General features: G+C 55.6%; 9 protein-coding genes and 1 pseudogene. 4 read left to right on the forward strand and 6 right to left on the reverse strand.

Annotation, left to right across the window (positions count from 1 at the left end):
• The first annotated feature begins 2 nt into the window (after positions 1 to 2).
• Positions 3 to 944 carry an ABC transporter permease gene (locus tag AB5Y90_RS13720; protein ID WP_040068611.1) on the forward strand — a complete coding sequence of 314 codons (942 nt, stop codon included), beginning with the start codon at positions 3 to 5 and terminating at the stop codon, positions 942 to 944.
• Positions 945 to 1070: 126 nt separating this feature from the next.
• Here AB5Y90_RS13720 and AB5Y90_RS13725 read toward each other — a convergent pair whose 3' ends face one another.
• Both AB5Y90_RS13725 and AB5Y90_RS13730 read right to left on the reverse strand, forming a co-directional pair.
• Entirely contained in the window at positions 1071 to 1286 is a 216-nt protein-coding gene (locus AB5Y90_RS13725) for a SlyX family protein (protein WP_005335285.1), read from the reverse strand.
• 14 nt (positions 1287 to 1300) lie between these two features.
• Positions 1301 to 2269, reverse strand: coding sequence for a vegetatible incompatibility protein HET-E-1 (locus AB5Y90_RS13730; protein ID WP_043820853.1), 969 nt, complete (start codon positions 2267 to 2269; stop codon positions 1301 to 1303).
• Between the two features lie 118 nt (positions 2270 to 2387).
• On the opposite strand from AB5Y90_RS13730, the gene fkpA reads away from it, so the two are divergent.
• Positions 2388 to 3191, forward strand: coding sequence for an FKBP-type peptidyl-prolyl cis-trans isomerase (fkpA, locus tag AB5Y90_RS13735; protein WP_005335283.1), 804 nt, complete (start codon positions 2388 to 2390; stop codon positions 3189 to 3191).
• A gap of 151 nt (positions 3192 to 3342) precedes the next feature.
• Positions 3343 to 4749, forward strand: coding sequence for a sigma-54-dependent transcriptional regulator (locus tag AB5Y90_RS13740; RefSeq protein WP_368167002.1), 1407 nt, complete (start codon positions 3343 to 3345; stop codon positions 4747 to 4749).
• A 54-nt stretch (positions 4750 to 4803) separates the two neighbouring features.
• On the opposite strand, the gene AB5Y90_RS13745 is transcribed toward AB5Y90_RS13740, so the two are convergent.
• From AB5Y90_RS13745 to AB5Y90_RS13760, 4 genes are all read right to left on the reverse strand, one after another.
• Positions 4804 to 5673 carry a hypothetical protein gene (locus tag AB5Y90_RS13745; RefSeq protein WP_368167004.1) on the reverse strand — a complete coding sequence of 290 codons (870 nt, stop codon included), beginning with the start codon at positions 5671 to 5673 and terminating at the stop codon, positions 4804 to 4806.
• A 113-nt stretch (positions 5674 to 5786) separates the two neighbouring features.
• Complete coding sequence (locus AB5Y90_RS13750) at positions 5787 to 6122, reverse strand: hypothetical protein (RefSeq protein WP_005358483.1); 336 nt, start codon at positions 6120 to 6122, stop codon at positions 5787 to 5789.
• 143 nt (positions 6123 to 6265) lie between these two features.
• The gene (locus tag AB5Y90_RS13755) at positions 6266 to 6610 is read right to left on the reverse strand and encodes a DUF2956 domain-containing protein (RefSeq protein ID WP_005349520.1); all 345 of its coding nucleotides are present in this window, start codon (positions 6608 to 6610) and stop codon (positions 6266 to 6268) included.
• Between the two features lie 82 nt (positions 6611 to 6692).
• Entirely contained in the window at positions 6693 to 8537 is a 1845-nt protein-coding gene (locus AB5Y90_RS13760) for a bifunctional UDP-sugar hydrolase/5'-nucleotidase (protein ID WP_113739049.1), read from the reverse strand.
• Positions 8538 to 8800: 263 nt separating this feature from the next.
• On the opposite strand from AB5Y90_RS13760, the pseudogene AB5Y90_RS13765 reads away from it, so the two are divergent.
• Positions 8801 to 8934: pseudogene (locus AB5Y90_RS13765) on the forward strand (IS5/IS1182 family transposase); the annotation flags it as partial.

Here is an 8934-nt window from a genome sequence, read left to right on the forward strand (position 1 = left end):
GCATGAGTAACGCTGTAACTGCAAGCCCAAGCCGCTGGGCACGTTTCAAGAACTCTGACATCGTCTACTACTTCCTGCGGGACAAGGTAGCCATGTTCAGCTTTGCGGTGTTTGTGGTGTTCGTGCTGGCGGCGCTGCTGGCGCCCTGGCTCGCTCCGCACAACGTCTATGATCAGACCAGTTTTGATCTGATGGATGCCGAGTTGCCCCCCTCCTGGCTCGAAGGCGGCGAGGAGCGCTTCTGGCTCGGCACCGACAACCAGGGGCGGGATATCTGGAGCACCATCCTCTATGGCGCCCGTATCTCCCTCACCATCGGCCTGTTTGCGGTGGCGCTGCAGCTGGTGCTCGGTATCGTCATTGGTCTGATTGCCGGTTATTTCGGTGGCCGCATCGACAACCTGCTGATGCGCTTTGCCGATGTGCAGCTGTCGTTCTCCACCATGATGGTGGCGATCATCATCTCCGCCATCTTTCAGGCAACCTTTGGCTCCGAGTTCTACTCGAAGTTCGCCATCATGATGCTGGTGGTGATCATCGGTATCGCCGAGTGGCCGCAGTATGCCCGTACCGTGCGCGCCTCTGTGCTGGCGGAGAAGAAGAAGGAGTATGTGGAAGCGGCCAAGGTGATGGGGTTCCGCGCCCCGCGCATCATGTTCCGCCACATTCTGCCCAACTGCCTGTCGCCCATTCTGGTCATCTCCACCGTGCAGGTGGCCAACGCGATCATGAGCGAGGCGGCGCTCTCCTTCCTCGGTCTGGGGATGCCGGTTGATCAGCCCTCGCTCGGTTCGCTTATCAGCGTCGGCTTCAACTACATCTTCTCCGGCTCTTGGTGGATCACCGCCTTCCCGGGCATCTGTCTGGTGGTGCTGGTGCTGGTCATCAACCTGCTGGGTGACTGGCTGCGGGATGTGTTTAACCCCAAGATCTACAAAGGTTAACGCGGGCTGATTCTGAGACGCCGAGTCGCAGCTATCAGGTCATTTGGATAAAAAAATCCGAAACCGGTTTTGCCGGTTTCGGATTTTTATTGGTCTTGAGCAGACAGCTTGTTGATTGCACACCCATCAATAGTGCGGCGGCGGGGTCTCTTCGGCCATGCTGGCAATCTGGCTGGGCTGTACGCTTTGCAGTTTGTCGATCAGCAGCTGGATCTGGTATTTGAGCCGATCGAGTTCACGGCCCTGAGTGGTTACCTCGTCGTTGAGCTGCTCTATGGTGTACTCCGCATAGGCGAGACGGGTTTCCAGGGTTTCGATGCGATCGTTAAGTTGCTGACTCATGGGCCTTCGGGTCCTTACTTGATTGTCCAGATTTCGGCCAGACCACTGGAGCTGGCACTGACAAGGTGGCTATTGTCGCGCAAAGCGACGCCGTAGACCACTGCGCTGGGCGGTTTCACCTTGGGTTGCGGCGAGACGCGCCAGCTCTGCAGCAGGGCACCATCGCTCACTTGCCACAGGGAGAGCTGACGGGAAGGGGCGCCGGTGATGAGCCACTTGCCATCGTTGGCAAAGCGGGCGCTGGTGTAGACCTCGAAGCGGTGATCATATTGCAGCTGACTCACCTCTTTGCCGGTTTTCAGATCCCAGATGCTGGCCCGGCTGCTGTCGGCGGTGAAGGCGTAGCGGCCGCTCGGCTCCAGTCTGGCCATGATCACCCGGCCACCATGGTTGAACCGCCAGATCACCTGCCCGCTACGGGTATCCCACAGATAGGCGCTGTAGTCGTTGCCGCCAGTCAGGGCGTAGCGACCGTTGGCGGAGAGATCCACCGTATTGACCTGTTCGGTGTGCCCCAGAAACTGCAGGCGACGACCGCTTCGGGTATCGAGCCACTCGGCCTTGCCATCTTCCCGACCTATCAGCACATAACGACCGTCGGCAGAGAGCGCGATGTCCCTCAGCCTGGATTCAGGAAGTGAGTAGTAGCCTTGTGATTGCCCGTCGCTCAGCCGCCAGGTTGCAAAGGTGTCTGGGGTGGCGGTGACGGCATGGCTGTTGCCTTCGGAAAAGCGGGTAATGAATACCAGATCATCCGCCGAGTCGGATTGCTTCCAGCGCCAGCGTTGACGGTTCTGTTCCAGATCCCAGACGATGATGCCCTGGCTGATGCTGGAGACAATGGCCTGCTTGCCATCACTGGAGAGATCTGCGGTCAGCAGACCCGTGCTGGCGAGGGTCATTTGCTGGTTGGGTTGGGAGCTTTGCTCGCAACCGGTGAGCATTAAACAGAGGCTCACCAGATAAATGGCACTTTTTATCATTTTTGCGGTCTCACGCTTTTGTTACCTGCGATCACGGCGTTAGTATAAGGCGCTTATCACGATAAACCTCTCATTTCACGATGGAACCGAGAGCGGTATTTGGAGTTTGGAGAAACTGATGAACAAATTTCTGAAGGTGTCCCTGTTGGCGGCGGCCGTTGCCGTCGGTCTGACTGCTTGCCAAAAAGACGAGAAGCCTGCTGCGGCCAATACCGCCGAAGTGAAGGCAGAAGCCAGCAAGCCGGCAGAGGCGACCAAGGCCGAAGCCAAGAGCTTTGAAGAGCAATCTGGCTACGCAATTGGCCTCTCCATGGGTCGTTACATCGCCAATACCCTGGAGCGTCAGCAGGAACTGGGCATCAAACTGGACAACGCCGTGATCCTGAAAGGGGTGACTGACGGTCTGGGCAAAGAAGCCAAGATGACTGATGAAGAGATCCAGAAGGTACTGCAGGATTACGACGCCAAGATCAACGAGCTGACCAAGGCCAAGGCCGAGAAAGACGCCGTTGAGAATCTGAAGAAGGGCGAAGAGTTCCTGGCTGCCAACGCCAAGAAAGAGGGTGTGAAGAGCACTGAATCCGGCCTGCAATACGTGGTCGAGAAGATGGGCACTGGCGCCAAGCCGAAATCTACCGACATCGTCAAGGTTCACTACACCGGTACCCTGACCGACGGCACCAAGTTCGACAGCTCCGTCGATCGCGGCGAGCCGGCTACCTTCCCGCTCAACCAGGTTATCCCGGGTTGGACCGAAGGTGTTCAGCTGATGCCGGTTGGCTCCAAGTTCAAGTTCTTCCTGCCGTCCAAGCTGGCTTATGGCGAGCACGGTGCTGGCTCCATCCCGGCGAATGCCGTACTGGTGTTTGACGTTGAGCTGCTGGCTATCGAGAAGCCGACTGCAGACGATGCCAAGAAGTAATCTTTTCTTGTAGTGAAAAACGGCTCCTTAAGGAGCCGTTTTTACTTGTGTATTCCCTGCAATCGCGGGATAAAAGAGCTGTCTTGGCGTTGGGTTTGCGCGCGAAAATAAGGCAAAATAGATCGCAGAATCAAATACAAGGATGAGTCCAGTGGCTGAAAATAAATCGCGTGTCCTGCTGGTGGAAGATACCCGTAGTCTGGCGGTGGTCTATGAACAGCACCTGCGCCAGGAGGGGTATGAGGTGGTGCTGGCCGACTGTGGTCAGCAAGCGTTGGCGCAGTTGCTGGCAAGTCCTCCCCCCGTGGTGCTGCTGGATCTGGAGCTGCCGGATATGTCCGGTATGGATATTTTGCAAATGATCACCGAACAGCAGTTGCCTTGCTCTGTGGTAGTGATCACCGCCCACGGCTCGGTGGATGTGGCGGTGGAGGCGATGCGCCTCGGAGCCTTCGATTTTCTGACCAAGCCGTTTGACAGCAAGCGGCTCTGCGCCACTGTTCGCAATGCCTTGAAACACCAGCAGTTGAGCTCGCTGGTTGCCCACTATCGGGAGAACTTCGAGCGTAGCTCCTTCTTCGGTTTTATCGGTGCCTCCATGTCGATGCAGGCGGTCTATCGCATCATCGAAAGCGCGGCGCCCAGCAAGGCGACCGTCTTTATCACTGGCGAGAGCGGCACCGGCAAAGAGGTGTGTGCCGAGGCGATTCACCAGTGCAGTCCCCGCAGCGAACAGCCCTTTATTGCCCTCAACTGCGCCGCCATTCCCCACGATTTGATGGAGAGCGAGATCTTCGGTCATGTGAAGGGCTCCTTTACCGGCGCCCAGGGGGATCGCAAAGGGGCAGCCAGTCTGGCCGATGGCGGTACCCTGTTTCTCGACGAGATCTGCGAGATGGATCTCGACCTGCAGAGCAAGCTGCTGCGCTTCATCCAGACCGGCACAGTGCAGCGGGTCGGCAGTGGCAAGCTCGAGACGGTGGATGTCCGCTTTATCTGCGCCACCAACCGGGATCCGCTGGTGGAGGTGAAAGCGGGCCGTTTTCGCGAGGATCTCTACTATCGGCTCCACGTCATTCCGCTTACCCTGCCGCCACTGCGGGAGCGGGGTGAGGATATCCTGCTGCTGGCGCGCACCCTGCTGCAAAGCTACGCCAAGGAGGAGAACAAACGCTTCAAGGATTTCGATGTCGAGGCGGCGCGAGTGCTGCTTGACTACCCCTGGCCTGGCAACGTACGCGAGCTGCAAAACGTGGTGCGCAATATCGTGGTGCTCAATGACAAGGAGCTGGTGAGCCCGGATATTCTGCCGCCACCGCTCAATGGGGTGCGCCCCCAACTGCCGGCTGCGATTGCGGCAGCGGTGGCATCGGCTCCGGCCGCCACTGGCGTGGCCAACGGGCTGATTCGTCCGCTCTGGCTGGTGGAGAAAGAGGTGATCGAACAGGCCATCGCCAGTTGTGACGGCAACATTCCCAAGGCGGCGGCCCTGCTCGAGATCAGCCCCTCCACCATTTATCGTAAAAAGCAGGGGTGGGAAGAGTCCAACCGGGCCTGAACCATCTTGCCAGCAGCAAGGGCGGCTAGCGTGCCGCCCTTGCTATTTTGGGGATCAGAGTTTGGCGAGTCGCTTGAGGCGGGCCAGTCGCTCCCCCTCGTTGGCGCTGAACCAGCGGTCCTGCGACAGCAGAAACCAGGCTCGGGAGAAGTATTCCGCGGCCAGCGGATCGTCCAGCACCAAGGCATTCTCCCCCAGCTCCTCGAACAGATAACCATCCTCAGGTTCGCCTGCCTCGGCCATATCGGCCTTGAGCTGGTGCAGCTCTACCAGCGCCTGCTGGTGCTGACCCTGGGCCCGGGTCAGGCGAGCCAGACTCCAGCGAGCGATAAACGCCTTGGCCGGCTGGTTATGCTGCAGATGCCAGGCCAGGCACTTCTGTTGCTGGATTTGCGCCTCATCAAAGCGGCCCAGTTCGAACAGGGTCCAGCCTTGATTGTTGTAAAGGGGAGCCAGCCAGCCACGCACCTTCTCGTCACTGCTGCGCTCCGCCAGCTCCATCGCCAGTTGATGCCAGCGGCTCTGCTCTTTCAGTGGTGCGGCGATGGCGATCATGTGAGCGGCGTCGATGGCGAGATAGGTTTCCTTCTCCTTGAGCCCCCATTGCCAGGCTTGTTCAAACAGCGGTTTGGCATTGGCTTTGTCGCCCGCCGAGTTAAAGGTGCGGCCTCGTTCCAGCAGTGCCCGGATCCGTGCTCTAGGGGTTGTATCTGTGAGGCGAGGCGCTATCTCGTCGAGCAGCTGATGGGCTTCGGCAAACTGGCTCTGCAGCGAATGGGTGCGGGCAATTTGGGTCAGCAACTCCAGTTCGAGTTGCAGGTCGGCGGCGGCGCGCGCTTCGGGAAGAAGGGTGTGAAAACGCAGTGCGCTGGCGGCGGGATCCTGATAATCCCACAGCGCCATGAAATCGGGCGGATTGTCCATTTGGCCTCCTTGCTGGTTATCCTGTCACCAAGATGCCTGCAGGCCATTGTTTGTACAAGGGGCTCCCGTCACAGAGCGCCCCTTGCATCATGCTAACGGCTGTGGCCGGTTGGTCAGTAGACCATGGCGAGGCTCATCAGCATCAGACCGAGGGCGGCAAAGGCCCCCTCCTTGATGGCGAGCCGTGGCACCAGCGCCTTGGGCAGGGCCGGAAACAGGCTCAGGGCAAAGCCAAGGCCCGGCATCAACCAGTGGAATGCCGGGTCGCGCAGGGCGGGATCGGCGGCTCCATTGATGATGATCAGCAAAATAAACAGGGTGAAGGCCGGCAGGATAAACCAGCGTACCCCACCGGCGGCGACCGCCCGCAGCGGCGAAATGCGATAGAGCAGCATGGTCACAAGGAACAGAACAAAAGGGGCCAGCAGATAGAGCGGAGCGGGGTTCATAACATCTTTCCTGAAAACTGATCGTCAAAAAACAGGGAGTCCGGTGCAAGAGGCGCCGGATTTAATCACTCTTCGCAGGTAATCACCAGCAGCTCGGGTGCGGGCTGTGAAGAGGATCCCGGATAAAGGTTTGCTCGCGCGTCTTAGTGCAACCAGAACCAGGCTGCAGCAAATCCCAGCCAGCTCAGCACCAGCAAGATCCAGGGCAGGGGATGCTGATGGCTTACTTCAACCAGCTCCAGCTGATCGTCTTGCTCTTCGGTTTGTGGCGCACCCTGTGGCTGCCTGGCTTTGGCCTGCAATTTTTTCTGGCGGCTCGCTTCGCGGGCCCGCGCCTTCATCTGTTTCTTGTATTCGTCGATGCCTTTCTGGATCCCTTGCGCGATAAGCTGGGTCTGTTCCTTGGTCTGCCCCGGCTTCTGGTTGGCACGGGCAATTTTCATCGCCTCCTGCTGGGTCTCAGGGGAAATCTTGTCGTACTTGGCCATCAACTCTCTCCTCGGGCATGGGGGAGGGAGTATGCCATAAAAACGGCGCCCTAAGGCGCCGTTGTATTTATCTGCAAGCTTATTAGGGCTTCTTGTAGTAGGTAACAGTTGGATAGGGCAGTGCAGTGAGTGTTCCTTTATCTTTTGCGTAATCCATAAACATCTCGTTCTCACCGACACCAGAGTCAATATAGTCACCCTCCAACGGCAGTTCGGAACGTTTTAGCAGACCGCTATAGCCATCTTTGCCTGCAGCAATATAGGTGTTTGCACCGATCCGGTAGATTTTCGCATCATCTAATGGAGCCCATTGGCCGTTGGCATCCATCACTTCCAGTTTGGTAAGGCGGGAACCTTTGGCAAGTTTGCCATCATACGTGTAACTCAGGTGGCCTACATAGGGGAATGCCCCACTTGATGAGTCTGCGTAATCAACAGCTGATTCTATGGCATCTCGAACATCTTTTCCTTTGATATTGAAAACAGCGATCTTATTGCCAAATGGCAACAGTGTCCCCATGACATAACCAACGGTCAGACTGCCTGCATTAACGTTAGTTCTGACACCGCCTGCGTTTTGCAGAGTGAAGTCAACGCGCATTTTTTGTTGGCCGTTGTCTGCCAGTTGATTTAATTTCCAGTACAGCCCCTCTGCTACAAGTGGGGTAATTTGGCTGGCACCATCAGAGCCTTCGGAAGTCGGAATCCTTGCCCACTTCAGTTCGGTGGGCACATCGGCGATGACCTGTTTCTCCAATGCCTCAACTGCGGGTTTGTATTCGGTGTTGATTACATCGCGCATGGCCTGGTTTTCCGGCACTATCTCGATGATGGGCGACTTGGCAAAAAAATCGACAACGTTGGTCTGCTCGGCGTCTGTCACGGGAACTTTCTTCTTGTTTACTTCCTTGGTGAAGTTGTCAGCACTCATCAGGGTATTACGTCCTTCACACTTGGTGATAGTGCCTTCTTTAGTCAGGGAAACATTGACCAAGCCATAGCCTTTGGCCCACTCACCGGCTTGAACAATACAGGTTTTGCCACCATCCGGATTGGTGATCAGCTGGGCGTACCTATTATCATCGCTTTCATTCTGGTTATGCTGGCTATAACCGATGGATTTTATCTCATTGATATCGCCAAGGAATGTTTGGGAATGACCGCCGACGATCAGGTCGATACCGTTGACAGCCTTGGCGACAGCTTGGTCATTTTGCAGGCCGATATGGGTTACCATGATGACTTTATTGACTCCCTTTTTCTTCAAGGTATCAACAGTGCGTTGTGCGGATGCAATCATCGGCTGGAACTGGGTATCTTTATCTGGTGAAGATATATCGTGCATATTGTCGAGCACTAGGCCAAATATGCCGACACTTTCGCCATTGATTTCTTTAATGATATATTCGTAAATATTCGTGTTGTCTTTCAAAACATTGCTGCTTGATTTGACCAGGTTGGCTGCCACGATAGGGTAGTTGACCTTGGTTGCATAGTTGTTGAGGGGGGTATTGCCGAGATCAAATTCATGGTTGCCCAAGGTCGCAGCATCAATCCCCATCTCAGATAGAAGGCGTGATTCTTCCTCTCCCTCGAATTTTGTGAAATAGAGAGTGCCCTGGAAGGCATCACCGCCAAACAAGGTCAGGAAGTGACGACCATCTTTGCGAGCCTGCTCACGCAGTTCATCCAGTTTGAATTTCAGACGGGGATAACCACCCAGCTGGGCATTGAACTTGAACAGTTGTTGCCCTGTCGGTTGAATAGCCAAGGCGTTTTCAGTCGGATCTAGGTGAGCATGGGTATCATTGATATGGGCAACAGTCAGTTCCAGAGGAATATGCTCTTTACTGGTATTTTCAGAATCGCAGGCTGTTAGCCCAAACAGAGATAAAGAGATAGTGACGGCTAGTAGTGTCTTTTTCATTGGTAAGAGTCCCATATTGTTATTGTCCTGTTGATTCCGTAGCGAACAGGAGTGGAGAGATTTTAGACATAACGTTAGGAATGAAAATAAACAACTGCTGTACCTTTGAACTACCGCACACTAAATTAACGTAAAACGTTTTCCTGTCATGCCTTTATTTGTTCATATCAAGAGGGGATTATATTGATAGGTTAGGGAAGGTGCGAACAAGTCCCTGATATGAGATCATGTTTGTCATCTGGAGCCATGAAAAAGGGTTCATCATGAGTCATCAGCTCACCTTCGCCGACAGTGAATTCAGCAGTAAGCGCCGTCAGACCAGAAAAGAGATTTTCTTGTCCCGCATGGAGCAGATTCTGCCATGGCAAAACATGGTGGAAGTCATCGAGCCGTTTTA

Origin of the sequence: Aeromonas sp. R4-1 (genome assembly GCF_040908325.1) — a bacterium.
Taxonomy (GTDB): Bacteria; Pseudomonadota; Gammaproteobacteria; order Enterobacterales; family Aeromonadaceae; genus Aeromonas; species Aeromonas veronii.